This window comes from Streptomyces sp. NPDC054961 (assembly GCF_053609145.1).
Genome location: NZ_JBSGWY010000058.1, coordinates 1 through 23,470 on the forward strand (window position 1 = coordinate 1; position 23,470 = coordinate 23,470).

The window sequence follows — 23,470 nt, forward strand, 5'->3', positions numbered from 1 at the left end:
AAGATCGTCGATCGGATGATCTTGATGGTTTCGTCCAGGTCCTCGACGGCGCGGCTGACGCGCTCTGCGGCCCCTTCGTGCTCGACGAGCCGTGCGGCGCTCTGGAGGGTCATGCCCGTGGCGAAGAGGCGCTGGATGGCCAGGTCGTGCAGGTCCCGTGCGATCCGGTCCCGCTCCTCCAGCAGGGCTATCTGCTCGGCGTCCCGGCGCCGCTCCGCCAGCTCCAGGGCTATGGCGGCCTGACCCGCGAAGGCGACGAGCGGCTCCAGCTCGTTGTCGCCGAAGACGGGCTCGCCCGCCGCGCGCGCGAGCAGCAGGACGCCCCGGCTCTCCCCGCCGACGGTCCCCGGCGGGACCGCGACGGCGGGACCCAGCCCTCCCTGTGTCTGGGCGTCAGCCGGGTAGCGGTCGTCGTCCGAGGCGTGCACGACCGTGACGGGCTGCCCCGTCCCGTGAGCGGTTCCCGAGAGGGTCCCCGCGAAGGGGACGACGAGTCCCTGACGCGCCTGGGCGTCCGCACCGGCCGCGAACTCCACGACCACCCCCTCGGCGCCGGGAACCGACGGTCAGGAACTGCGAGAGCGTGCGGCCGTCCGGGCCGATGACTCCGAGCGCCCCGTAGCCGGCGTCGACGAGCAGGGCCGCCGCCTCCACGATGCGCCGCAGCACCTGGGCCAGATCCAGCTCCCGCCCCACCGAGACGACGGCCTCCAGCAGGCTGTGAACCCGGTCCCGGGTGCCGCGCACCGCGTCGATGTGTACCTGGAGCTCGTCCAGCAGCTCGTCCAGCCGCATCCGAGGCACTTGAGTCAACGGATCTCCCACACCCACGTGATTCCCCTTCGCTCCCCGCCCCGTGGGGAGCCAGCTAGCGACAGCCCGGCCTCTCGAGAGGGAAGTGCGAAGCGAGAGGGTGCCGCGATCGGCCGGACGCGGCGAGGAGGAAGGCCGGCCGGACGACGGGATCGCGACACGCCGTGGTGTGAGGGGCGTCGTTGCGTACGGAGGCGGTCCGTGACTGACTTGATCGCAGAACCTGACGGCAGAGGGGCGGAGAAGGCGATGGGTCTCGAGAAGGCGGTCTACGGGAGAGAACTGCTGCGGCTCCAGACGGAGCTGGTCAAGCTCCAGGAGTGGACGCGTGCGGAAGGCGCCCGCCTCGTCGTCGTCTTCGAGGGGCGTGACGCCGCGGGCAAGGGGGGCACGATCAAGCGCGTCGCCGAGCACCTCAACCCCCGCGTCGCACGCATCGCGGCGCTGCCCACGCCGACGGAGCGGGAGCGTACCCAGTGGTACTTCCAGCGGTACGTCGAACATCTGCCCGCGGCCGGCGAGATCGTCCTCTTCGACCGCAGCTGGTACAACCGCGCGGGCGTGGAGCACGTCATGGGGTTCTGCACACCCGCGGAGCACCAGCGCTTCCTGCGCCAGTGCCCGGTGTTCGAGCGGATGCTCGTGGAGGACGGGATCCTGCTCCGCAAGTACTGGTTCTCCGTCAGCGACGCGGTGCAGGAGGAACGGTTCCGCGCCCGTGCGCAGGACCCGTTGCGCCGGTGGAAGCTCTCCCCGATGGATCTGGAGTCGCTCACGCGCTGGGAGGCGTACTCGAGGGCCAAGGACGAGATGCTCGTCCACACGGACACGGAGGACGCCCGGTGGCACGTGGTCGAGAGCGACGACAAGCGGAGCGCGCGGATCAACATGATGGCCCATCTGTTGTCCTCGGTCCCCTACGCGGACGTGGCCGTGCCGTCGCTGACCTTGCCGCCCAGGCCCCGGTCCACGGGCTACGAGCGTCCGTCCAAGGACCTGCAGACCTTCGTGCCCGACCACGCGGCCACCCTCGGAAGGACCGGACCGCGGTAGAGGCCGCTGGGTCGCACCCCTCCAGAGGGGCCGCGGCCCACAGTCCACGGCCCCCGGTCGCCTTCGTGCGGTCCGGCGTGCGTCACCACGGCATCGCGCGCCGGGCCCGGTCGGCGTGCACGGCTGCCGTGTCGTCGGTGCGGGCGGTGACGTGTGCTGCCACGGCGACGACACCGTCCAGCTTCTCGACGAGGCTGAGCAGTGCGGGGAGCTGGCTCCGGCGCTCGACCTGGCCGTCCAGGGTGACGATGCCGTCCACCACATGGACGTCGACCTCGCCGGCCGGCACACCGAGCACCTCCGTGAGGACCTCGTCCGTGACACGTCGGCGAATCTCGGAGTCCGGGCGCAGGAACATGCGGAGCAGGTCCCGGCGGGTGACGATGCCGACGAGCCGGTCCTCCACGTCCACGACGGGGAGCCGTTCGACACCCCGGCGGGTCATCAGCCGGGCGGCGTCGGCCACCGTCTCTTCGGCGTGGACGGCGACCGCGGGCGCGGACATGACGTCACGCGCGGTGGGCGGCCCCGTCGCTGCGGCGCCCCGCCCGGAAGGACCGGACCCCGGCACCGTGTGGGCCAGCAGGTCCGTCTGCGATACGACGCCCACCACGCGGTCCTCGTCGTCCAGGACCGGCACACCAGAGATGTCGTACTGGGCGAGGAGCTTCGCGATGTCCTTGAAGCCGGTGCCCGGAGCCACGGAGACCACCTCGTCAGACATCAGGTCCGCCACCTTGAGACGCATCATGAGACCCTCCTCCTGCTCCGCCGTGTCACGCCAGGCCGATGTCCGGTGCGGGTGTGCCCCCACCATCCGCCGACGGCCGCCGGCAGAGCGAGGGCCGAACGGTCCCGTCCGGGGGCCCGTAGGGGCCCGAGGTGCCGGGCCGCGAGGGTCACCGTCGGTCCAAGGACACGCCGGGCCTCGGAGACCAAGCCGACGACGCGGGCCCTCGCCTTCCAGGACGGGCACCACGCTGACCCTCCACCGGTGCATCAGCTCGACGATCTCCTTGTAGGACGCCTCGCGGCCGATGGCGACGACGGTGTGCGTCATGACGTCACTGACCGTGTAGTGGGATGCGGGCATGACCAGCCCCTTCGGCGTAAGGCCCATCAGAGGAAGCTGCGCTCCCGTAGGGCGTGCGTACAGATCACGAAGGCGCACGCGGGCGGCCTGCAGCCGACTGGCGTGTACCTGCCCGACGCAGTGGCCAGGGCAGGTCCGACGGCAGCGTCGCCACCGCCGGGGGCCATCAGCGTCCGTACGCACTCCGCGTCGAACTCGTCGCGCGGGGCCGACGATTCTGCGCCGTGGCCCGAGCTTCGCGGCGAGCCCCCAGCCAGCGCGCTGTCAGCCCAAGGGGCAAGGAGAGATCTCTCCTTGCCCCTTGGGCTTTCACGCGGAGGGCTCAGGCTCAGCAGCCGCCGCAGTTGTAGAACGTCACGTCCCAGTGGCTGCCCTCGTCGGCGTAGACATTGCCGGCGCCGGACTGCCACTGCGGGGCGCCGTCACCGCGCACCCCGATGTAACTGAACGTGTTCTTGATGTAGTTCCCGATGCACGTGTACTTGCTGAAGTCGAGCTTGTAGCCGTTCCAGTGCGAGTAGGTCCCGCCGGCGTGACCGGTCTCGGTGCCGCCCGTGATGTTCAGCGCGCAGCCGCTGGCGCTCTTGAGGGTCTGGGCGCCCTGCGCCGTGGCGAGGTTGAGTTGCTCGAAGGAGGTACAGGTCGCGTTGTTGCGGTTGGAGCAGCCACCGGACGATGACCAGGTGATCCCGGAGCTGCGGAACATCGAGGTCGCCGTGGCGTGGCTGATCTTGGTGGCCGCCTGGGCGGCGGTGGCGCCGCCGAGGACGCCGACGCCGGGGGCGAAGAGCGCGCCGAGGACGAGGGCGAGGGCGGTGAGGACGGAGCGGAGTGCGATTCCTCGTGGGCGGTTCGTGGCCGTGGGGCCGGCCTGGGGACCTGGGGATGCCTCGGGGAACTTCATGCGCTTTCCTCCTGGTGCGGATTTCTGAGGGGGGACGGGTGCGCTGGTGTGCGTGGTGCCGTGCGGTGGACCTCGGGGTCTACCCGCGTCGACTCATCGACGCGGAAGGCCCCGGGATGCGACCCGCGGACGGTCACACGGCCGAGCGGAAGGCCGGCAGGTATCCGCCGGACTGGCCCGCGGCCGTGGGGTGGTAGCTGTTGGAGACGGGCACCGAGACGCTGTGCAGCCAAGCGTTGGCCGAGCAGATCTCGTGGCCCGTGAACTCGTCCACGACGCTGGAGTACGAGAATCCTGCGTTGGCGGCCTGCTTGGCGAGCATGCCGTTGAGGGCGTCGCTGCCCCGGTTGATCGCCGCGCGCTCGGTTTCGCTCAGGCCGGCGATGCAGCTGCCGTTCAGCTGGTAGAAGCGGGGGTAGCCGAGTACGACGACGTGAGCCTGCGGCGCCTTGCTGTGGATGGTGCCGTAGAGGGAGGAGAGGCTTCCGGGCAGGGTGTTGTTGATCTGCGCGATGGCGTTGTTCACCGCGTTGACGCAGGTGGCCTCGCTCTGCAGGACACAGGTCTGCATGACGTTCGCGAACCCGACGTCGTTGCCTCCGGCGGTGACGCTGACGAGCGTGGTGGAGCTGTTGAGCGGGGCCAGTTGGCCGCTCTTGACCGTACTGGTCGTCGCTCCCGAACAGGCGGTGAAGGCGAACGAGGCCGGGGCGTTGGCCGCCGCCCACAGGGACGGGTAGGCCTTGCTGCTGCGCTGGCAGTTGCCGCTGTCGGACAGGTAGCTTCCGGCGCCGACCCCTGAGGAGTAGGAGTCGCCGAGAGCGACGTAGCGCTCTCCGGCTGCCGTGGCGGCCGAGGCCTGCTGGGCGAGCCCCAGGGTCGCGGCCGCGAGGGTCAGCAGGACGGGCAGAACTCGTCTCGCGATTGTCGTGTGCATGACAGCAAACTCCTTGGAGTGTTGTGGGGAACAGGAGTTGTTGAAGCGTCACTCTTCTAGCGGTGAGTGACGTCCGCGCGATAGGCGTACGAGCGGACTGTTGCTGTGCGCTCGGCTGGGACGCCGAGCCCTTACGTCGCCGGGTCCTGGCGGACGATCGGCGCCGTGGCTGGTGGACGGGCGGCGGCCGGTCGGCCGGTCAGCCGGGCAGGCTGTCGGGCGCCGGGCGGGCGGCCGTACGGGATGAAGTGCCAGATCTGCTGCCCTGGGCCGGACCGTCGGTGCTCCCAGTGCGGTGATCTCGTGTCACGACCCGCCTGCCGTCACGTGAGACGGGCCTCCGCAGCACGCTCGGGCCGATCGCGACGCGGCCGTCGAGGGGGTCGACGCCTGAGAAGTGCGAGTCGTGGAGAACGGCGTGGAGGTGGCCGGTGGTGGCTGGTGGTGGAGGCCGGCTGGGTGAGGCCGGGTCGTGGGGCGACCACCGTGACGGTGATCGGTGCGGATGATCCGAGTCTTCGCCAGTGCATGACGATCAGCCTCAAATCCACGGCGTGGGGGGTGAGTTGGTGGGGCCCGACACTTCTAGCAGCATCGGAGTACTCGTGAGTAGCCCTCGCGCGACAGTCGTCCACTATGCGGGCATATTTTCTCCGCGCGTAGATGAGCCCCGCTCGAATCCTGGGGGAGCGAACGGACTTGTGCGCTCCGGCGCCTGCCCGACCCTCCGCGGAGCCTCCGACGGCCTTCGCTCGCCGTTCGCGAGAGGGCTGCGGAATGGGGATGGGAGAGCGCGCCTCCCGCGTTCAGGGCTGCGAACGCAGACTCCAGCCGAGCCGAGCCGAGCCGAGCCGAGCCGAGCCGAGCCGGGCCGAGCCGAGCCGAGCCGGGCCAGGCTGGGCCGGGCTTGTGCCTGGCCGGGCGTAGCCCCGAATTCGACAAGGGGCTGTCGATCAACTTGAGTCACACCGACCTGAGCGGGTGGGCACCCTCGTACGCGCATGGCGTGCGCGGCATCTCCCTGGTGGGTGCGGACCTCACCGGGACCGACCTCAGCGACACCAACCTCAGCGATGCACAACTGCGCGGCGTCTACCTCTCCGAAGCCAATCTCCGCGGCGCGGACCTGAACGGCGCGGACCTGAACGGCGCGGACCTGAACGGTGCGGACCTGAACGGCGCGGACCTGGGCGCGGCCGATCTCCGCGATGCGAGTCTCTTCGACGCGAACCTCTCGGACGCGTACTTCTGCGGCACCTCCGATGCCGCCCAGTGCGCAGACCTGACCGACGTGAGCTTCGACAACGCGAACCTGACCGGTGCCGTGCTCACCGAGGCGGACCTGACCAAGGCGACTTTCTGTTCAGGTGTCTTCTTGAGCGACATCAGGACGGGAAGGACGCGCGGCGGGTTTTGCGCTCGCCTGACAGACGCGGATCTCACCCATGCGAACCTCTCGAACGTGGACCTTTCCGGGGTGGACCTGAACGGCGCGGACCTCTCGAAGGCCAACCTCAGCAAGACCAACCTCACGGGAGCCGACCTCACCGCGGCGAAGCTGGACGGCGCCAGACTGGACGGAGTGCGTGGACTCCCGCCGTCCCTCCGCCGAGCGCCCTAGAATTCAGCGCTGCGGCAGCTCAGCGCTGTGGCCGCAGATCAAGCCGCGTCGTCCGCCGGGTGGACCAGTGCCGCGCGCAGCTCGCGGGTCAGGGAGTCGGCCCGGGTGACCAGGTTCGGGTCGGTGACCATCACCATGCCGTGGCTGCCCTTGTCGCCCCACAGGCACACGGCGCGCCGAGTACCGTCGAGGGCGGTGAGGTCCACGCACTCCAGCCAGCCCCCGGCCGGTCCGGCCGTCGGTTTCCAGGACCGGTTCACCGTGACGCCGGCGTCGTCGGCCCCGGCGCGTAGGGCGTCCGCGAAGGAGCTCAGCGTGTCCGCCGACATGTCGTGCAAGTCGCCCGTCAGTACGCGGACGCCGATGCGCCCGTCGTTGGTCTCGAGGTCGCCGTACACGTGGGTGAAGGACTCGTAGCCCTTCGGGTCCGTGCCGGCGACCGCCTCCAGCTGCTGGTTGAGCGGGGAGTTCCACAGGAGCCTCATGTCCTGGAACGTGTCCGGGACGGCGACGTCGTACCGCGGATACTCGGTGCGCAGCTCGTACGACCACACCCCGGCCCCCACCAGGCTGCTCAGGACCACCGCCGTCCCGGCCAGGACGAGTCCCAGCTCACGGCGCGAGTACGGTGGTACGGGCGGCAGGTCGGGCAGCGGCGCATCCTGCGGGACCAGATGCGCGGCAACGGATTGCTCGCCCCGGCTCCGGGCGCCGCGCAGCACCCCGCCCAGCCAGAGTGGCAGCGCTCCGTAGGCCACGAGCCCGGCCCACCACAGCCCTTGCGGAAGCCCCAGGGAGACCACGGCGACGAGGACCGTGCCGAGCAGGACGGCCCGTACGAGTCCCGACTCGAACGGCCGGCGGACGAGCGGCAGCAGAAGCACCCGCCCGGGCCGGTCCAGTGCCTCGAGGGCCTCGGCGAGCATGGCGCGGCGCGCGTCGTCCGGCCGCTGCCCAGCATCGGCCCGCGCCCGTTCGGCCGCAGCGCGCACGCCGCGGCCGGCCAACAGCGCCTGCCGCAGGTCGAACTGCTGCGTACGGGTGATGCGCGGCGGCCGCGCCGCCCCGTCGCCGCCAGCCCTCAGCCACGGCGCGCTCTGCGTCCGGGCCACGCGCCGGGCTTCGGGCGAGTCAGGGGCCAGCTCGGCCACCCGCGCCGCGAGGGCGGGGCCCCGGGTGTTGCGGGCCGGGCGGTCCTGGAAGTCGCTGCGCAGGCAGAGCTCCGCGTATCCGGCGAGCAGCCCGAGGTGGTCGGGGAACACCTCGAGAGCGTCCCGGTAGACCTGTTCGGCGAGGTCGTCCTCATCGTCGTCGTCCTCGGCCACGTGCGCGAGCGCGAGGAGCAGCGACAGCTCGGCGTCCGGCCCGGACGCCTCCAGTCCCGTACGCGCCACCTGCCGGGCCGCGTCCCACCGCCGCGCGGTGAGCAGCGCCCGGCTCGCGGCACGGGCGCCCTCGATGCCTCCAGCCGCCGGCGGGACGTCCTGCGCGGCGCTGCCGGACGTCGAGGTGTTCGCGTCCGCGACGTCCTGCTCGGCGCCGTCGGGTCGTGCGGTGGCGTCCGACGCCCGGTCGACGTCCGGATGTGTGCTGCCCCTGCCCTCGGTGGTCTGGTCGTTTTCCTGTGCGCCGTGCATGGTCCTTGGGTCCCACCCTGGTTGTGCGGCCGGGCCCCTTCCCGGCCGCGCAACTATCGCCTGCACATCGAAGTGCGTCAATTCACCGGACCGGCCCAGAGAACCCGCAGGTGAATCCACCCACCTACCCACCCAACCACCCACCGCCCGGCCCGCACGGGCGCACACGATGACGTACGCGTGAGGTGTGCCATCCCTCGGTGACGCGTTTCCTGCCAGCACACCAGCCTGGCCTCACGATGCGCACGCACGAGGCCTGAACGGACGTGCCGGGCCTGGCGGGCCTGGACGACGTTCCGACCGGCGCCGGGGGACGGGCCCGCGCTACGGGACCGTCACGGTCCTCCCGGGGGAGGACCGATCGACAGGGACGGCGGCGGGGGCACCACCACGTCGGTGTAGGCCTTCCAGATCAGCGGCGGGAAGGCACTGCCCCGCTCGGAATCGGGGCCGCCGACGCCTTGCATGGGCAGCAGTTGCGTGACGTCGGGCTTCGTGCGGAACATGGCCACCGAGGTGCTCAGCTCCGGCGTCGTTCCGATGAACCAGGCGGAGTTCATACGGTCGTTCGGACCGGTTTTGCCCGCCCAGGACGGGACGTAGGTCAGCTGGTTCTTCGGAGGTCCGACGGCGTTCCACCCCACGTGGCGCAGCGCCCCGCCCACGATCGCGGCCGTGTCGGAGCTCATCGCCCGCCGCGGCTTGGGCCGGCCGAAGCCGTCCACGGCGACGCCGTTGCGCTGGACCTCGGTCACCGAGTACGGCTCGGTGGCCTGGCCCTCGTTGATGAAGGTCGTATAGGCGCTGGCCAGCCGGACGGCGCTGGGGGTGGAGGTGCCGATGGAGAAGGTCGGCTCCAGCTTGGCCATGCTCTCCTCGCGCAGTCCCGACGCGACCGCGAGGTCCTTGACCTTGTTCAGCCCGATCTTCTTGCCGGCTTCCACGAACGGTATGTGGTCGGAATCCACCAGCGCCGAGCGCAGCTGTGCGGCGGCCGGGGACGTCCCCGGCGCCTTGGGTTTCGGGGACTGCGGGGTAGGGGTTTCGGTCGGGGGTTTCGTGCCTCCGAGCTCCTGCTCCAGAGCGGCGGCGTACACGAAGGGTTTGAACGCCGAGGCCGCAGGCACGCCTGAGGTGTCCGCGTTGTTGGTGAAGTGCTCGATCGCGTCGGAGCCGCCGTAGAGCGCGACGATCGCTCCGTCCTTGGGGCGTATCGACGCGGCGCCGACCTGCACGTACTGGTCTTCGGCGCGCTTCTTCGGGTCCAGTCGGTCCGCGCGCACCTGCTCGACGGCCTTGGTGAGTGCGGACTCCTTGTCCTTCTCGAAGGTGGTGTGGATGCTGTAGCCGCCACCGGCCAGATCCTTGTCCGTGATCCCGCTGCGGCTCTTGAGGTACTTGTTGGCGATGTCGACGAGGTAGCCGATCTGCCCGGCCTGGCTGGTCGGTTTGACGGTTGGCTTCGGTTCGGGGAAGTCCGTGTACTTCGCGCGTTCCTCGGCGCTCATCGAACCCGTGTCGACCTGACGGTCCAGGATCCAGCTCCAGCGGTCCTCGGCGCGTTCGTGGTTCTCGGGGCTGAGGGACGGGTCGATGCTCTCCGCGCCCTTGAGGACGGCGGCCAGCAGGGCGCCCTGACTGGGGTTCAGCTCCGCGGCGGGGATGCCGTAGTACGCGTACGAGGCCGCCTGGACGCCGTACGCGTCGCGGCCGAACCAAGAGGTGTTGAGGTACCCCTCGAGGATCTCCGACTTGGGCCGCTGGTTACTGATTTTCAGGGAGAGGAAGAGTTCCTTGACCTTGCGCTGGACGGTCTGGTCCTGGCTCAGATAGGTGTTCTTCACGTACTGCTGGGTGAGCGTCGAACCGCCCTGGGTCTCCTGGCCCTTGACGATGTTGACGGCGGCGCGGCCGATGCCCGTCACCGAGACGCCCGAGTCGCTGTAGAAGTCCTCGTTCTCCGCGGCGATGACGGCGCGCTGGACGGACTCCGGCACCTGGGAGAGCTTCACGTCCTGCCGGTTCACATCGCCGATGCTCACCATCCGGCTGCCGTCCGCCCAGTAGTAGACGGTCGCCTGGCGGCGCGCGGAATCGTGGGGGTCCGGGATCTGGACCCGCATGTAGACGACCGTGAAGAGGCCGGCGAGGGCGCTGGCGAAGAGCAGGAACAGGCCGGAGACCAGTTTCCAGGAGGGCGTCCAGCGCCGCCAGCCCCGGCGGCCTCGCCGGGGAAAGTCGATGCGGAGGGCGCGGGCCTTCCGGCCGGCTCCCTCACGGGACTTCGCACGGCCCGTAGGGCGCCGCGTGCGCTCGGGACCTTCGGATCGCTCGGGACCTTCGGTCTGCTCCGGACCTTCGGTGTGTTCCGGACCTTCGGTCTGCTCCGGACCCTCCGTCTGCTCCGGAGCCTCGATCTGCTCCGGGCCTCCGGTCTCGTCCGTACTGCGGGTGCGGTCCACGCGGCGTTTGCGGGGGAGCCTCATGGGGGATGCGGACCTCCTTGATCGAGAGCCGTCACTTCGGGGCGGTGACGGACTCGGCAAGGAGGATGATCATATTGCGTTCGTGGTTGGGCCGTTCGTGAAACTTTTGCGCGCGGCACACGGCCCAGGACGCAGCGTGCAGGGTGCCGAGGAGGTGCTCGCCGCCGGGCAGGGCGAGGACGTCCTGGACCGGCAGGTAGACGGCCTCGGCGCTGCCCTGCCTGCCGACTTCAAGCGACTCGGCGCGTGCCATCCCGCGTTCGCGCTGGACGCTTCTTTGTGCGGCCGCTGCCGGGCACGCCCTCAGTCGGACCGCGTGACCGGGGACCACATGCCGAACCACTGCTCGGCGCCCCAATCCTCATACCGCCGCACCTCGGTGAACCCCAGCTTCGCCGCGAGGCGCATCGCGCGTTCGTTGGCGGTCTGGGTGGTGAGCACCACCGGCTCGCCGGGCAGCGCTCTGGTGCACCAGTCGAGGGCCGCCGCGCACGCCTCCGCGGCGTACCCGTGTCCCCACGCCTGCGGCAGGAACATGTAGCCGAGCTCGGTCGCCGAGGCCCCGGGGCGGACGTGGACCGGATGCTCCGGGTCGCGCGGGTCGAGCGTGACGATCCCGATCATCGCTCCGCCGAGATCGACCACGAAGAGGCCGGGGCGCCGCTTGGGCGCCCGGGGCACCGTACGCTCGAACTCGTCGCGCTGCCGAGGGCCACCGATGTACGTGCCCACCTCGGGCGAGGTGAACAAATCGATCACCGCCGCACGGTCCCGGGCCTCGGGCTCACGGAGCACGAGCCTCTCGGTCCTGATCGGGGCAGGTGGCCAGGCGGCGGGTCCTAACTCAGTCATGCAGACCAGCTAATCAGCAGGCCCGGTAGCGATCACGGCTCGCGGAGGACCGGCCAACCCGCAGGCCCGGGAACGTCCTTGGACGACGGAAGACAACACCGCCACCGCCACGTTCAGGGTCCGGAAGAGGTCTCCCTCTGCGGTTCAACCGGCGCCGCGGACTCTCCGTACCGGCGCCGCGGACTCTCCGTACCGGCGCCGCGGACTCTCCGTACCGGCGCCGCGGACTCTCCGTACCGGCGCCGCCGAGCGGCAGAGGACTGGTACATACAAGCTCTTCGGCACCCGTTCAACCACATGCTCGGCGGCTCCACCACTGTCTCCTGGCACGCCTCCCATGCGAGGAAGCAATCGCCTCCCCCTCAGAGCTTCAGACAGCAGTGACGCATACGGCGTGGAGAGGACGACGCCCCTGTTCCTCGGCTCCCGCCCGTCGGGCGGCAGAAGGTGCGGATGGCGATGAGCGAGAAGGAACTGCTGGCTCTCCTGCGCGAACTCGATGACCCCGAACGGCTGGAACGTCCGCTGCACTACGACCGCGCGGCGACCGGCCTCAAGTTCGGCGGTCTGGTGCGCCAGCTCGAAGCGGACTTTCGAGAACGCGGCTGAGGACGACGAGGCCGCCGCCGTCGTGCGCGGTCATCTGGCCCGCCTGGAGCAGTGCATGGCCACGGCCCTTCGCAACGCTGTCGCCGTCGGCGAGGTCCGCGCCTCGGTGGACCCCGGCGGCAGCGCCAAGCTGCTGGTCGCGGCGTGCCAGGGGCTGATGGTCGTGGGCAAGGCGAATCCCGACGAGACGGTATTGCGCGCCATCGTCGACAGCGCCTTCGCGGTCCTCGCCTGACGGCTCCACCCCCAGGAGCCACCGCATGCGGTGGCTCTTTTTTCAGCCCCAATAGTTGAATCACCATTCAAGAATGGAGCCTGCTCGATGAAGGCCATAGTCATCTCCGCCTACGGCGGTCCCGAGACGCTGCACATCACCGACCTGCCCGACCCCGTGCCCGCGCAGGGCGAGGTGCTGATCCGGGTTAAGGCATTCGGCCTCAACCACGCCGAGGCATACATGCGCGCGGGCGCGTGGGGTGATGTCGCGGCCGTCCCCGGGATCGAGTGCGCCGGACGGGTCGAGGCCGACCCCTCGGGCCAACTCGCCCCCGGAACGAGAGTCGTGGCGATCCTCGGCGGCATGGGCCGCACCCGAAACGGCAGCTATGCCGAGCTGGTCACCGTCCCGGCCGCCAACGTGGTCGCAGCGAACTCGTCACTGGGATGGGCCGAGCTGGCGGCTGTTCCCGAGGTGTACGCGACAGCGTGGTCCGGGCTGTTCGGCAACCTCGATCTGCGCCCGGGCGAGCGGGTCCTGGTGCGCGGAGCGACGTCCTCCCTCGGCCAGGCCGCCGTCAACCTTGCCTCCGACCACGGTGCGAGAGTACTCGCGACCACCCGCAACCCCGCCCATGCGCCGCTCCTGAAGGAACTCGGTGCCGAGGACGTCCTCATTGACGACGGTGGCCTGGCCGAGCAGGTCAACAGGAGTGGCTACGTCATTGACGCGGTGTTCGATCTCATCGGCAACAGCGTCCTGCGCGATTCCCTGGCCACGGTCCGCCCACGCGGCCGGGTCTGCCAACTCGGCTTCCTCGGCGGCTTCGATCCGGTACGTGACTTCAACCCGATCGCCGACCTCCCCACCGGCGTACAGCTCAGTTTCTTCGGCAGCGCCTTCGTCCTGGGCAGCCCTGATTTTCCGCTCGCTGACGTTCCCTTGGACGCGATCTACGCCAAAGTCGAGTCAGGAGCCTTGCCGGCGGGGCCGGTACGGATCTTCCGTTTCGACGAGATCGTCGAAGCTCACCGGGTCATGGAAGCAGGTGAGGCGCTGGGCAAGATGGCGGTCATCGTCGACTGAGACGCTCGCCCTCCGTGCCACAGCCTCCGGGCCGGCCAGCCGTCATGGCCAGTTCGCGCATTGTTCGATGCTGTGGTCGCCGCCGTAGCTCCGCCCCGGACTCCGGCCTGGCTCACCGTGCGCCGGGAGTGGTCGGAGGGGGCGACGAAGGCGAGCCAGGACGGGGACGGGGAAGAGGCCGAGGACGGGGATGAGGACTGGGACGTCGGGGCCATCAACAAGGCGGCGGGTGGGACCGTCGGCGGCGCCCTACTGATTCCGCCTCCCGGGCGCGGTGCCCGTCCCCGAGCCGGCCCCCGCCGGTCCCGCGCACGCAGGGCCGGTGCGGACCTGGGAACCCGCCTCGGGCGGCTATCGCCACGCCCGCGCCGCGCAGCGCGGGTCGGCACCCACGCGCCGGACGGCCATAGCCATCGCGGACGCCGTGCAGCGCCGGGCGGCCGCAATACGGGGCCTCAGCCGAGGCGCGCTCACGCAGTCCCGCGGGTTCGGGCCGGCGTCGGGGTCAGCTCCTGCGGGCCAACGGTTGCCCGGCGAAGCTCACCCCTGCCAGGCCGTGGGCCACCAGGTTGCGAATGTTGCCGTGATCGGCGCCGTTCGGCGTCTCCAGCACACTGCGGTAGTGCTCGCCGAATGCCAGCAGTGCCTCCTGGTCGCCCAGCCCCTCCAGCAGGGCAAGTCCCAGCGTCTTGCAGGAACCCTCGTTCTCACCCGCGGCATTTTCCAGTTCCCCGTTGCGGAAGGCCTGCGGCTGGTACTCGTAGTGCGATGCGATGAAGGCCAAGGTGTCGGCGAACTCGTGCTCACCTGACGCAAGGCTTGCCCGGAGCGAGTCCAGATCGGTCATGTGGGGTCCCCTTGGGTTGGACAGACGACCCGAGTGCCGTCCGTGACCGGACGAACATACCCGCCTCAGGGCCGGCGCGCAGAAACCGTCCCACACCTCGAACGGACAGCATCTCCGCAGGTCACACGGAGGAGCCAGGGAGGCCGCCGAGGGGTGCGTCTCGGCGCCGTCGGGTTGACCGCGGGTCCCTTTCGCGGTGCCCGGCCCTCAGAGCGTCACCACGCCGCCGGCTCCCGAAACTGGCGACTCGCCCTGGCCGACCGGGCAGCGGTTTTGCCGACCGAACACGCGCAAAGCGCGCCATCGTCGACGGAACGGACGAGGGCGGGTAGCCCACCTGGCCCGTTGCGTCCGATGCACCTGCTCACGTGGCTTCCGCCGCCTTCGAAGCGCTCCTGACCCGGGCCCGGGCCCGCTCGATCTCGTTGATGTGGGTTTCGGTCCAGTGGCGGAGTGCAGCGATCGGCTCCGCCAGACTGCGGCCGAGCTCCGTCAGGTCGTATGCGACCCGGGGCGGGATGGTGGGGTACACCGTGCGGGTGACGAACCCGTCGGCCTCCAGGCCGCGCAGCGTCTGGGTGAGCATCTTCTGTGAGACACCCTCGATGCGCCGCATCAAGTCCGTGTAGCGCAGGGTCCCTTCGAGGAGGGCGTCCACGACGAGGATCGTCCACTTGCCGGAGATGTGGTCGAGGACCTGGCGCGTCGGGCACTTTGCGGAGTAGACGTCGGCAGGTAGTCCGGATGCTTCCACCGTGGTCTTCATGCCGGGAGAGTAACGCACAAAAAGGTGCCCTCTTTCCTATGGAGAGTCACTCTCCGATAGTGAGTGACATGACGAGCCACACGATGTCTGTCGCTGAAGCGATCCGCACCCGCCGCACCGTCCGCCACTACCGTCCCGACCCGATTCCGCCGAGCACGCTCGAAACGCTCCTTGATCTCGCGGTCGAGGCGCCCACCAGCTGGAACCTGCAGGACCGGTCGATCGTCGTCGTGTCCGAAGAAGAAGGCCGTGCGGGGCTGGCATGGGCTACCGGAGGCCAGCCCCAGCCCCAAGAGGCCCCGGTCGTACTGGTCTTCGTCGCCGAGCCGCAGTCCTGGCGCGAGGACCACAGCGACGTCTATGAGCAGGCGCGGCGCGGCGGAGCATGGAACGACGAGTTCATCACGATGTTCTCCGCCGCGTCGAGGGCCTTCCAGGAGGATCTCGATCAGCGTGGTCTGCTTCGGGAGTACGCGGTCAAGGACGCCATGATCGCGGCCTCGTTCCTGATGCTCGCTGCTACGGAGATGGGTCTGGCGACCTCGCCCATGAACGGTTGGGACGAGGCCAAGGTGAAGAAGGTGATCGGGATCGACGGCCGCGACGATCTGGCCATCGCCCTGTTGGTCTCGGTCGGCTACCCGGCGGAGGAACGGCGCCATCCAGGCCGTCGTGCCGCGGAGCGCAACGTCTTCCGCGGATCGCACGGGCCCCGCGACGCGGGGAATACCGCGCGCGAGGAATAGGACGTCAGACGTCATCTCCTGTGGATGGTTCGGTAGGCGGTCGTTCGTGGTGGGGATCGTTGAGCGGCTGGTGCCCGATGAGTTGTGGGGCCTGTTCCAGTGGGTGTGCCCTCGGTGCGCCGTCGCGGCCTCAGGGCGGTGGTCGGCGTCGGCACCGCGATCGGGAAGTGCTGGCGGCGATCGTGTTCTTCGCCGCCCGGAAAACGCCTGCGCGCCACCGTCCGGCAGACCCTGGACGGTGCCGCGCAGGAAGCCGAAGTCGTCCGCGAGGACGCCCGCGGGCAAGCAAGCCGGATCCGCGCGGCCGCCGAGGCGGAAGCGGAGCGCCTGCGCACCCAGGCGCACCTCAGCGACGACGCCGGGCGGGGTTCGCCGCGCCAACGTCGGCCCGGTACCAGCGAAGGGCGCTGGACGTGGACGGTGACGGCGGCGGCTCCCACACGCGGGCGCGGAAGATTTGTGGCCGGGGTGGTCGCCGGGGCGCAGTGCGAGGTGCTCGAGTGGGGCGGCCTGGCGCCGGCTTCCCGGGCTCGACGGTCGAGGACGGCCGAGATGGCGGGGTGACGGCCGTGAGGGAAGCCCCGGTGGGCATCCTCCGAGTCCCGCCCGGCCCGCTCGCGGACCAGGCGGCGGAGCCGGTCGGGGAACTCCCGGGCCAGATCGTGGTTGCGCCAGCGCCGGAAGAACGCATAGACCCGGTCCCATGGGGGAAGTCGGCAGGCATGGCCCGCTTTTTCGTGCCGTTGTCGACCAAGTAGCGGATCATGTCCAGCATCGCGCGGTGGCAATAAGCCTCCGGTTGCCCGCTCCCGCTCCCGCTCCCGCTCCCGCCCAGCTCCCGCCCCCGCCCCGGCCCCGCAGTCAGCCCGGCACCGGCAGCAGTGGCCGGACCACCGCCCACTCGGCGTCAGACATGTCGGTGGGATGCCGACGCTCGCGCACCCGTGGTCTCTGGCGTTCCCGAACCTGTGAGCCAGACAGGCACACGCGCGAGTGGCCGAAGTGGACCCCACTCCCGCGTTGCCGTAGAAATGCGACAACAGGGCCTCCTGGAGCGCACGTTGCCTTCGTCGCCCTTCGTGCTACCAGGAGGCCCTGTTCTCATGCACGGCAGCCGCCGCAGTCACCCGATCGACTGACTTCTCGACGAGATCGGGACGACGGCAGTCGCGTAGCCTCTCGTGATCGCTGGGACGGCCAAATGCGCACTGCCCTCCAGGTAGAAGGTCGGCTTGGTGACGCCCCGAGGCCGCCTGGCAGGTTTGAGCCCGGTGCCGCGACTGACGAACCCAGCGAAGAGTCGTGTCTTACCGGCTCGAGGCGCGACCAACCGCCACGCTACGTCCTACTTCTCCTCCGGCTCCCAGGCGCGGAGCAGGTCGAGCAGCCCTGCGTCTCCGTCAACGTGCAAGGAGGCGGCCTGGATCCGGTCGTACAGGTAGAGGACCAGCTCACTGGCCGTGCCGTGGACGGAGGCGCCGGCTGCGTCCGAGTCCTCGCCGGTTGCGGCGGTGGGCGCGGGGATGCGGGTGGTGCGTGCGCCGTCGCCGTCGACGGTGAGGCGCCAGGAGTGGCCCTCGGCGGCGTGGAAGTCGAAGGCCGTGGGCTTGTGCGGCCAGGCACTCGGCGTTGCGCAGACGGTGAACAGGAACTCCTCCACACCGTCGAGTGTCAGCTCGACCGGCAGCGGCTGAGGGGCGCCCCCGGCGAGCTGGGCGTCGTAGGTGTGCACCGCGGTCTCCTGAACCCGGTGCCGGGCGGTGCCGCCGGCGGTCTGCGGTGACTGCGACGCGGGCCACCACGTCCAGCAACCGCTCTCCGGTCCCGCCGCGCGCAGGGCGTCCAGCAGAAGCTGCGTGGACGCGTCCAGCCAGGCCAGCAGGGCCTCACGGTCCTGCGGCACTTCCAGCGCGGCGCGCGCGGCGACGGCCTCGGCCGGGGGCGCGTCGGCGGGCCCCGCGCTGACTATGGCGGCCCAGAAACGGTCTCCCCCACCCAGGTGCTTCACCAGATCGAACAGCGTCCACCCAGGGCAGGACGGCACCTGTGCGTCGAGACCGGGCGCGGCGGCGACCACGGCGCGGAAGGCGGTCGACCGTTCATCGATGAGTCGCAGCAGGTCGGGGAACTCAAGATTCTTTTCCACGCCGGATGTCTATCACGGTGCTCCGCTGATCGGACAGCGATTTTCACCGTCGCAGTGGCCATTGCGGACGTCCTCGCCGCCCACCGCTCGGGTGGCAATCTGGGCCGGGCACCTCGGCGACGTGACGTCCACCCGGTGCGCGCGGTCATGCTGCCGCTCGAGGTGATGGACGCGGAGGTCACGACGGCGGGGGAGGACTGGCCGGGTCGGGAGTTCAGGTGACTCCCGTTCGACCAGCACTCCTCAAGTTCGGAACAAACAACAGCCACTAAGCTTGTTCTTTATCTACCGTCCGCGTCATAGGGCGGGGATGGGCGGTTCCAGACGGCATCTGACCGGCTGACAACCTTGCGAAGTTCGCGGGCGCTTCGGGGCGATATGGCCTGCATCACGGTGTCGAGGAGGCCACGTGCTTCGAGGGGGTTGCCGCAGCAGTACCAGTGCACGTTGCCGCCCCAAAGGCGGCCGCCTCGCACGGCCTCCTGAGGCAAGCCCGAGAAGCGCCGACGCGGACGGAACCGGTGCCGCATCAGGGGCCTTGAGCAGAGGGCCAGCTCCGTTGCGACCGCCGACGCCGACGCCGACGCCGCCACCGTGCCGCCGTCGAGGAACGGATGCCAGCTGGAGGGCGAGGAAGGCGAGGAACTCGGGAGCGGCCGCGTCGACTTCCAGCCGTTAGGCATTCCCGGCGCCCCCACCACGTCCTAGACTGCGACCGCTTCGAAACCTGGCGATCATCGGGAGGGCGCGCAAGATGAACCGAGCACTGATCAGCACATTCGCGGCCGTGGCGTTAGTCGTGTCCGGGGGAAGTGCCGCCACCGCTGCCGACGGCACTCCGCCGCGCACCACGCACGGCCCTTGCCAGTACACACAGACCCCGGACGAGCCGCCCGCGCGCCCTGTTCCGCTGCCGCCTGACCCACGGCGCACCCCCAGTCGCGGCACGGTTGATGTGGCCGTTCCGACGAGCCAGGGCCAGCTCCCGCTGCACTTGGACCAGGCCAAGGCGCCGTGCACGGTCCAGAGCTTCCTGCACCTGGCACGGCATGGGTTCTACGACCGAACGGTGTGCCACCGTCTGACGGCGTATCCGACACTGAAGGTCCTGCAGTGCGGCGACCCGACCGGCACCGGTGAGGGCGGGCCCGGGTACAAGTACAAGGACGAGCTGCCGGTGGACCTGCCACCGGCACCGACCGACCCGACCGGCGCGCGCCGCCTCTACGGGCGCGGCCTGCTGGCAATGGCCAACGCCGGTCCGGACACGAACGGTTCACAGTTCTTCGTCGTCTACGGCGACTCCGCACTGCGACCGAACTACACGGTGTTCGGCACGGTCGGCGCCGACGGCCTGGCCACGCTCGACAAGGTCGCCGCCGGAGACATCGAGCCGACCGCGGAGGACCCGGCACCGGTCGACGGCACACCCCTGCTGCGGACCGAGCTGCTCCGCGTCAGGCCGTCCTGCCGGCATTGACGCCCCGCGACCTGACCTGCCGACGTCCTCGACGAGCGTGCCTGTGGCCGCCCCGGCGGACCGTGCCGGCCGGTTGAAGCGATGAGCCCGGAGGCGCTGGGTCGAGATCGAGAACGGGGATGTCTGCGGGTCACCTGCCGGTTCGGTGCAGGGCCAGTTGGCGCCACCGCTCACGTACGGTCTCGCGTCCTCAGTCCACAGCACGGCCGAGTCCGCGCGGGAGCCGCGGCCGGCGGGATGGCCGGGTGGCGCCGGGGGCGTAGCGGGCGCCGCCGTCTGCGACCTGGCGCATGCCGTCGTGGGAGGTTGTGTGGTGGCCGAGGTCGCGGTGGGACGTGGCCCTGAAGTGCAGGGCATCTCGGCCAACTCGGTGGGCAGTAGCCCGGTTCCCCATCCAGCTGGGACTGCTCCCGAATCCGGTTCACTGTCGCTCTGTGTCGATCACCCCGAGGCGAATCGCCGACCGCTCGCTCCGTGCCCCCCGGCTTGCCTGCCGCCCCGAAAGCCTGCATTCCCGGGGGGCCCAACCCAGACCCCTGGGCCCATCGATCACCTTGAAGTCGAGGACCCCGCACCAGAACGCCGCGAGCCTCTCCGGATCGTGGCACTCAACGGTCAACTCAGTGAACCTACTTGTCATGACTCTCCCCGATAGTGCTGACGGGGCTCACTGTGTCCCGGCAGAATCGGTCCATGATCGAATCCTTGGTGACCCTGCGCGAGCTCGTCGTCGACGACTGCGAGGCCGTACATGCCTTCGCCAGCCTTGCGGAGGCTTGCCGCTATCAGGCGTGGGGGCCCAACACCGAGGAACAGACGCGTGCTTTCGTCCAGGGCGCGGTGGATGCCCGGCTGCGGTCTCCGCGGACGAGATTCGCGTACGCGGTCTGCCTCGACGACGATCTCATCGGCATCGGCGAGCTGAAGGTCCGCAGCTGGGTCCACCGCCAAGGTGAGATCTCCTACCTGGTCCATCCCCGCGTGTGGGGGCGGGGCGTCGGCACGGCCACCGGCGGGGAACTGCTCAGCAGGGGGTTCGGGCAGTTGGGGCTGCACCGGATCTACGCGACCTGTGATCCTCGCAACCTCGGATCCTCCCGGGTACTCGGCAAGCTCGGCATGACCTATGAGGGCCGCCACCGGCACACCGCGCTGATCCGGGACGGTTGGCGCGACTCCGAGGGCTTCAGCATCCTTGACGAGGAGTGGGGGTCCGGGCCCGAGCGTGGATGATCGGGGTATCAGGCGGCTACTCGCAGGGCGCCTGGTCAGAGCATGGGTGGAAACAGGTGAGGACCCCGCATCCCACAGGAAGGCGGCCGCGGCGTCGCGGTCGGTCATGTCGGCCGGGGTGACCATGACCAGCAGCGAGAGGCCTCGGGTGTCCACGGCGATGTGCCGCTTGCGGCCACGCCCGTACGGCCCGCAAGCTCTCCAGGCGGGGCCTCCAACTCGCTCACGCGGACCGCGGACCGCGCCCCGGGCTCGGCCACGGCGAACTCCGATGGACTGCTGCCGGACCGGGAAACGAGCACCGTCGCCGCGTGGGTTCGCGATCACCCCGCCGCCGAGATCATCTGCCGAGACCCTCGACGCACCAACCTCACCCTGACAAGCCGAAGTCAGTAACTGGCCGCGATGGACAACTTCGACGCACAAGCGCGGGCGGCACGACCGAGGGCGCGACTGGCACGCTCATGCGGCGGGTGAGGGCGGACGTCCAGAACGGGCCCTGGACCTCCTCACGGAACCGACCCTGTTCCGGCCCGTCGAATCCGGCTACACGGATCTCTTCTGGGAAGAGGTCGGGCGTCTCCGGAGCCGCTACGAACGGCTGGCCGGGCGCGCGCCCCTTCACACGCCGGAACGCCGGCTTCCTCGCCCCTGCCCTGGCGGTGTTGGCGGATCCGGTGAGGTTGCCGGTAGCGGCCGTTGGGGGTGTGTATCCGCCTGCTCCGGCGGGGGCGATGCGCCCGCCACCACGCCGCTTACGAGCGGGCTGGCTCATGCCAGGCACGCTGCGGATAGGGTCTAGCGATCTTAGTTGTTCGTACGGGCAGTCGGGGGCAGCGTCGTGCCCGGTCTGCGAGGGGGAGGATTTCGCTGTGCACAGGCGCAGAGCGTTTGCTGTCTTGCTGATGTTGCTGATGGCGATGGGGGTGGTACCGCAGGCTGCCGTGGCCGATTCTCCCACGCCGACCACGGCGCCCATGGTGCGGTTTCTGAGCTACAACATCTGCGGGAACAGCCTGGAGTCGGACACGCCCCAACCGCTGTGGGGCTGTCGCAGGCACCGCGAAGTCGAGCTGCGGCGTCAAAAGGTCGTGGCCGAGGCCACTGCGTGGAAGGCCGACCTGGTCTTCCTGCAGGAGGTCTGCGAGAAGCAGTACACCGCGATCGCCGACGCCCTGAAGGGCTACGGGTACACGGGTTACTTCGTCTCCACGAAGTCCCCGTCGACCAAGGACCCCAAACTCTGCTCGATCGGCGGGACGCCCGGCAACTACGGCATCGCAGTGCTCGCGAAGGGAAAGGTCACCGACGAGGAGGCCCTCGACCCGGCCACCGGCGTAGCTGGTAAAACCGAGCCGACGACGCTCCCGGAGAAGTGGTACGCGGCCTGCGTCGAGGCAATGGTCCAGTCCGTCAAGACCCGCGCGTGCTCAGTCCATCTGTGGCCCAACTACTCCGAGGTGGACGACCTGCCCGTCCTGACGGACCTCACCGAAATGCAGGCGAAGAACCTGGTGGGCAAGGAGTGGCTGAACACCGGCACGCCCGTGGTGCTGGGGGGTGACTTCAACCCCATCCGGGGGGCGACGAACTCCACCCGGCCACGTTCCTCGGACCTCGACGCCCTCTACCGATCCGAGCTCGGCGGCAACGGCAGCGGCCGGTTCATCGAGGTCGACGAGACCGACGCCGACCACTTCGACGCTCCCTGCAAGCCCCCCGTCGTGACGACCCCGCCGAAGAACTGCCGGTCCGGTCAGTCCACACACAGTCACCCAACCGCGGCAGGCGATGTCAGCGACGGAAAATTCGACTACATCTTCGTCGACAAGGACCATTTCAAGAACGTCGCCGCCGAGGCGCGGCCTCGGGACATGGACGTCTCCGACCACCATCCCTACCGGGGCGCCGCGACGTTCTCGCATTGCAACAACCCCGCCGACAACCGTGCCGACCTGCTGCACCGCGACGCCGCCGGCGACCTGTACCGACACTTCGGCCGCAGCAACGGCAAAATCGCGGCCGACCCGTGCAAGATCGGCTTCGGCTGGGCCGACACCAAGCTCATCGCCCGCGCCGGTGACATCGACCGCGACGGCGACGAAGACCTCTACGCCGTCGACGCCAACGGCGTCCTGCTCTTCTACCCCGGTGACGACACCGAACTGTTCACCGGGGCACCCAGCCCGGTCAGCCAGAGCTTCGGCGCGGTCAACCAGTTGGCCGTGAGCCCGGACATGAACGGCGACGGCACCCCGGACCTGATCACCCGGCTTGCCGACGGCACCCTCTCGCGGTTCTCCACCCACCTCGACGGGACCCTCGGCGCCGGGGTCGACCTCTCGTACGACTTCGGCATCGACGACATCGCCTACGACAGGGTCCTGGCCCCCGGTGACATCAGCGGCGACGGCAAGCCCGACATCCTCGCCCGCACTCCGCAGGGCGACCTGTACCTCTTCGCGGGCAAGCCGGACGGCACCCTGGACGGCCGGGTAAGGATCGGCACCGGCTGGAACATCTACGCCACCGTCATCGCCGCCGGCAACGTCGACGGCGACCCGGCCGGCCATCCCGATCTCCTGGGCCTCAAGCCCAACGGCGACCTCTTCCTCTACACCGGAACCGGGAACGCCACCCAGCCGTTCATCAACCCGCCCTGGCCGCACCAGGACATCGACCGCAGCGGTTGGGGATTCCCAGCCGGTGACCTGTACCTGTGATTCCCATGCTGCGCCCCGATCCGGAGGGATCGGGGCGCAGCTGTCACGGAAACGGTGCGTCGCACGGTCTTCGCCGGGACGGGCAACCCTCCCGGGCGCTGGGCACCCCCCGGGGGTACCGGGCAACCCTCCCGGGTACCGGGCAAGCCTGCTTCCCCTTGCAGGGACCGGGTCTCGTACCTCGGACGGTCCATCCTGTAGATCTGGACCCTGAACCGAGG

Annotated in this window: 20 protein-coding genes and 5 pseudogenes; 11 read left to right on the forward strand and 14 right to left on the reverse strand. The window is 69.9% G+C overall.

Translation table 11 applies throughout. The annotated features are described in order from the left end of the window. Positions 1-795 (reverse strand): annotated as a pseudogene (locus ACWF9Z_RS33430) (GAF domain-containing protein); the annotation flags it as partial. Between the two features lie 267 nt (positions 796-1,062). On the opposite strand from ACWF9Z_RS33430, the gene ppk2 reads away from it, so the two are divergent. After that, positions 1,063-1,866, forward strand: coding sequence for a polyphosphate kinase 2 (gene ppk2, locus ACWF9Z_RS33435; RefSeq protein WP_453608857.1), 804 nt, complete (start codon positions 1,063-1,065; stop codon positions 1,864-1,866). 82 nt (positions 1,867-1,948) lie between these two features. On the opposite strand, the gene ACWF9Z_RS33440 is transcribed toward ppk2, so the two are convergent. The 4 genes and pseudogenes from ACWF9Z_RS33440 to ACWF9Z_RS33455 all read right to left on the reverse strand — a co-directional run bounded on the left by ACWF9Z_RS33440 (position 1,949) and on the right by ACWF9Z_RS33455 (position 4,800). Beyond that, complete coding sequence (locus ACWF9Z_RS33440; protein WP_453608860.1) at positions 1,949-2,617, reverse strand: CBS domain-containing protein; 669 nt, start codon at positions 2,615-2,617, stop codon at positions 1,949-1,951. A 213-nt stretch (positions 2,618-2,830) separates the two neighbouring features. Continuing rightward, positions 2,831-2,986 (reverse strand): annotated as a pseudogene (locus ACWF9Z_RS33445) (CBS domain-containing protein); the annotation flags it as partial. A gap of 301 nt (positions 2,987-3,287) precedes the next feature. Continuing rightward, a complete protein-coding gene (locus ACWF9Z_RS33450; RefSeq protein ID WP_453608780.1) occupies positions 3,288-3,863 on the reverse strand; it encodes a hypothetical protein in 576 nt (191 codons plus the stop codon). A 133-nt stretch (positions 3,864-3,996) separates the two neighbouring features. Next, positions 3,997-4,800, reverse strand: coding sequence for an SGNH/GDSL hydrolase family protein (locus ACWF9Z_RS33455; protein WP_453608783.1), 804 nt, complete (start codon positions 4,798-4,800; stop codon positions 3,997-3,999). Positions 4,801-5,707: 907 nt separating this feature from the next. On the opposite strand from ACWF9Z_RS33455, the gene ACWF9Z_RS33460 reads away from it, so the two are divergent. Continuing rightward, positions 5,708-6,421: a pentapeptide repeat-containing protein gene (locus ACWF9Z_RS33460; RefSeq protein WP_453608786.1), complete on the forward strand. Its 714-nt coding sequence runs from the start codon at positions 5,708-5,710 to the stop codon at positions 6,419-6,421. 38 nt (positions 6,422-6,459) lie between these two features. Here the strand turns inward: ACWF9Z_RS33460 and ACWF9Z_RS33465 are convergent, their stop codons facing one another. The 4 genes from ACWF9Z_RS33465 to ACWF9Z_RS33480 all read right to left on the reverse strand — a co-directional run bounded on the left by ACWF9Z_RS33465 (position 6,460) and on the right by ACWF9Z_RS33480 (position 11,396). After that, positions 6,460-8,058 (reverse strand): hypothetical protein, encoded by a 1,599-nt coding sequence (locus tag ACWF9Z_RS33465; protein ID WP_453608789.1) that lies wholly within the window; start codon positions 8,056-8,058, stop codon positions 6,460-6,462. A gap of 335 nt (positions 8,059-8,393) precedes the next feature. Continuing rightward, entirely contained in the window at positions 8,394-10,544 is a 2,151-nt protein-coding gene (locus ACWF9Z_RS33470) for a transglycosylase domain-containing protein (RefSeq protein ID WP_453608792.1), read from the reverse strand. A 31-nt stretch (positions 10,545-10,575) separates the two neighbouring features. After that, positions 10,576-10,797 (reverse strand): hypothetical protein, encoded by a 222-nt coding sequence (locus ACWF9Z_RS33475; protein WP_453608794.1) that lies wholly within the window; start codon positions 10,795-10,797, stop codon positions 10,576-10,578. Positions 10,798-10,847: 50 nt separating this feature from the next. Then, positions 10,848-11,396: a GNAT family N-acetyltransferase gene (locus ACWF9Z_RS33480; RefSeq protein ID WP_453608797.1), complete on the reverse strand. Its 549-nt coding sequence runs from the start codon at positions 11,394-11,396 to the stop codon at positions 10,848-10,850. 459 nt (positions 11,397-11,855) lie between these two features. Between ACWF9Z_RS33480 and ACWF9Z_RS33485 the strand changes: the two genes are divergently transcribed. The 3 genes from ACWF9Z_RS33485 to ACWF9Z_RS33495 all read left to right on the forward strand — a co-directional run bounded on the left by ACWF9Z_RS33485 (position 11,856) and on the right by ACWF9Z_RS33495 (position 13,308). Continuing rightward, the gene (locus ACWF9Z_RS33485) at positions 11,856-12,005 is read left to right on the forward strand and encodes a hypothetical protein (protein WP_453608800.1); all 150 of its coding nucleotides are present in this window, start codon (positions 11,856-11,858) and stop codon (positions 12,003-12,005) included. A 22-nt stretch (positions 12,006-12,027) separates the two neighbouring features. Continuing rightward, positions 12,028-12,240: a hypothetical protein gene (locus tag ACWF9Z_RS33490; protein ID WP_453608802.1), complete on the forward strand. Its 213-nt coding sequence runs from the start codon at positions 12,028-12,030 to the stop codon at positions 12,238-12,240. A gap of 87 nt (positions 12,241-12,327) precedes the next feature. Then, positions 12,328-13,308: a zinc-binding dehydrogenase gene (locus tag ACWF9Z_RS33495; RefSeq protein ID WP_453608804.1), complete on the forward strand. Its 981-nt coding sequence runs from the start codon at positions 12,328-12,330 to the stop codon at positions 13,306-13,308. Between the two features lie 505 nt (positions 13,309-13,813). Here the strand turns inward: ACWF9Z_RS33495 and ACWF9Z_RS33500 are convergent. Beyond that, the gene (locus tag ACWF9Z_RS33500) at positions 13,814-14,155 is read right to left on the reverse strand and encodes a HopJ type III effector protein (protein WP_453608806.1); all 342 of its coding nucleotides are present in this window, start codon (positions 14,153-14,155) and stop codon (positions 13,814-13,816) included. A gap of 364 nt (positions 14,156-14,519) precedes the next feature. Then, a complete protein-coding gene (locus ACWF9Z_RS33505; protein WP_453608808.1) occupies positions 14,520-14,921 on the reverse strand; it encodes a winged helix-turn-helix transcriptional regulator in 402 nt (133 codons plus the stop codon). A 68-nt stretch (positions 14,922-14,989) separates the two neighbouring features. On the opposite strand from ACWF9Z_RS33505, the gene ACWF9Z_RS33510 reads away from it, so the two are divergent. Together ACWF9Z_RS33510 and ACWF9Z_RS33515 are read left to right on the forward strand one after the other, a co-directional pair. Continuing rightward, positions 14,990-15,667 (forward strand): nitroreductase family protein, encoded by a 678-nt coding sequence (locus ACWF9Z_RS33510; protein ID WP_453608810.1) that lies wholly within the window; start codon positions 14,990-14,992, stop codon positions 15,665-15,667. A 46-nt stretch (positions 15,668-15,713) separates the two neighbouring features. Beyond that, positions 15,714-15,861 (forward strand): annotated as a pseudogene (locus ACWF9Z_RS33515) (IS5/IS1182 family transposase); the annotation flags it as partial. Between the two features lie 1,151 nt (positions 15,862-17,012). Here the strand turns inward: ACWF9Z_RS33515 and ACWF9Z_RS33520 are convergent. Continuing rightward, positions 17,013-17,813: a maleylpyruvate isomerase family mycothiol-dependent enzyme gene (locus ACWF9Z_RS33520; protein ID WP_453608812.1), complete on the reverse strand. Its 801-nt coding sequence runs from the start codon at positions 17,811-17,813 to the stop codon at positions 17,013-17,015. A gap of 54 nt (positions 17,814-17,867) precedes the next feature. On the opposite strand from ACWF9Z_RS33520, the gene ACWF9Z_RS33525 reads away from it, so the two are divergent. Further along, the gene (locus tag ACWF9Z_RS33525) at positions 17,868-18,035 is read left to right on the forward strand and encodes a hypothetical protein (RefSeq protein ID WP_453608814.1); all 168 of its coding nucleotides are present in this window, start codon (positions 17,868-17,870) and stop codon (positions 18,033-18,035) included. A 733-nt stretch (positions 18,036-18,768) separates the two neighbouring features. Beyond that, positions 18,769-19,293 (forward strand): peptidylprolyl isomerase, encoded by a 525-nt coding sequence (locus ACWF9Z_RS33530; RefSeq protein ID WP_453608816.1) that lies wholly within the window; start codon positions 18,769-18,771, stop codon positions 19,291-19,293. 490 nt (positions 19,294-19,783) lie between these two features. On the opposite strand, the pseudogene ACWF9Z_RS33535 reads toward ACWF9Z_RS33530, so the two are convergent. Further along, positions 19,784-19,933 (reverse strand): annotated as a pseudogene (locus ACWF9Z_RS33535) (VOC family protein); the annotation flags it as partial. Positions 19,934-19,986: 53 nt separating this feature from the next. Between ACWF9Z_RS33535 and ACWF9Z_RS33540 the strand changes: the two are divergent. Further along, the gene (locus ACWF9Z_RS33540) at positions 19,987-20,526 is read left to right on the forward strand and encodes a GNAT family N-acetyltransferase (protein WP_453608818.1); all 540 of its coding nucleotides are present in this window, start codon (positions 19,987-19,989) and stop codon (positions 20,524-20,526) included. Between the two features lie 75 nt (positions 20,527-20,601). On the opposite strand, the pseudogene ACWF9Z_RS33545 reads toward ACWF9Z_RS33540, so the two are convergent. Next, a pseudogene (locus ACWF9Z_RS33545) lies at positions 20,602-20,703 on the reverse strand (transposase); the annotation flags it as partial. A gap of 800 nt (positions 20,704-21,503) precedes the next feature. Here ACWF9Z_RS33545 and ACWF9Z_RS33550 point away from each other — a divergent pair. Then, positions 21,504-23,249, forward strand: a complete 1,746-nt coding sequence (locus ACWF9Z_RS33550) for an endonuclease/exonuclease/phosphatase family protein (RefSeq protein ID WP_453608821.1) — start codon at positions 21,504-21,506, stop codon at positions 23,247-23,249. Positions 23,250-23,470 lie beyond the last annotated feature (221 nt).

What these genes read in the sequence shown, in the direction of transcription:
- ACWF9Z_RS33510 (WP_453608810.1), top strand. Translation starts at nt 14,990, where the DNA reads ATGACGAGCCACACGATGTCTGTCGCTGAAGCGATCCGCACCCGCCGC.
- ACWF9Z_RS33485 (WP_453608800.1), top strand. Translation starts at nt 11,856, where the DNA reads ATGAGCGAGAAGGAACTGCTGGCTCTCCTGCGCGAACTCGATGACCCC.
- ACWF9Z_RS33550 (WP_453608821.1), top strand. Translation starts at nt 21,504, where the DNA reads ATGGTGCGGTTTCTGAGCTACAACATCTGCGGGAACAGCCTGGAGTCG.
- ACWF9Z_RS33475 (WP_453608794.1), bottom strand. Translation starts at nt 10,797, where the DNA reads ATGGCACGCGCCGAGTCGCTTGAAGTCGGCAGGCAGGGCAGCGCCGAG.
- ACWF9Z_RS33505 (WP_453608808.1), bottom strand. Translation starts at nt 14,921, where the DNA reads ATGAAGACCACGGTGGAAGCATCCGGACTACCTGCCGACGTCTACTCC.
- ACWF9Z_RS33495 (WP_453608804.1), top strand. Translation starts at nt 12,328, where the DNA reads ATGAAGGCCATAGTCATCTCCGCCTACGGCGGTCCCGAGACGCTGCAC.
- ACWF9Z_RS33470 (WP_453608792.1), bottom strand. Translation starts at nt 10,544, where the DNA reads ATGAGGCTCCCCCGCAAACGCCGCGTGGACCGCACCCGCAGTACGGAC.
- ACWF9Z_RS33440 (WP_453608860.1), bottom strand. Translation starts at nt 2,617, where the DNA reads ATGATGCGTCTCAAGGTGGCGGACCTGATGTCTGACGAGGTGGTCTCC.
- ACWF9Z_RS33480 (WP_453608797.1), bottom strand. Translation starts at nt 11,396, where the DNA reads ATGACTGAGTTAGGACCCGCCGCCTGGCCACCTGCCCCGATCAGGACC.
- ppk2 (WP_453608857.1), top strand. Translation starts at nt 1,063, where the DNA reads ATGGGTCTCGAGAAGGCGGTCTACGGGAGAGAACTGCTGCGGCTCCAG.
- ACWF9Z_RS33455 (WP_453608783.1), bottom strand. Translation starts at nt 4,800, where the DNA reads ATGCACACGACAATCGCGAGACGAGTTCTGCCCGTCCTGCTGACCCTC.
- ACWF9Z_RS33500 (WP_453608806.1), bottom strand. Translation starts at nt 14,155, where the DNA reads ATGACCGATCTGGACTCGCTCCGGGCAAGCCTTGCGTCAGGTGAGCAC.
- ACWF9Z_RS33540 (WP_453608818.1), top strand. Translation starts at nt 19,987, where the DNA reads ATGATCGAATCCTTGGTGACCCTGCGCGAGCTCGTCGTCGACGACTGC.
- ACWF9Z_RS33465 (WP_453608789.1), bottom strand. Translation starts at nt 8,058, where the DNA reads ATGCACGGCGCACAGGAAAACGACCAGACCACCGAGGGCAGGGGCAGC.
- ACWF9Z_RS33450 (WP_453608780.1), bottom strand. Translation starts at nt 3,863, where the DNA reads ATGAAGTTCCCCGAGGCATCCCCAGGTCCCCAGGCCGGCCCCACGGCC.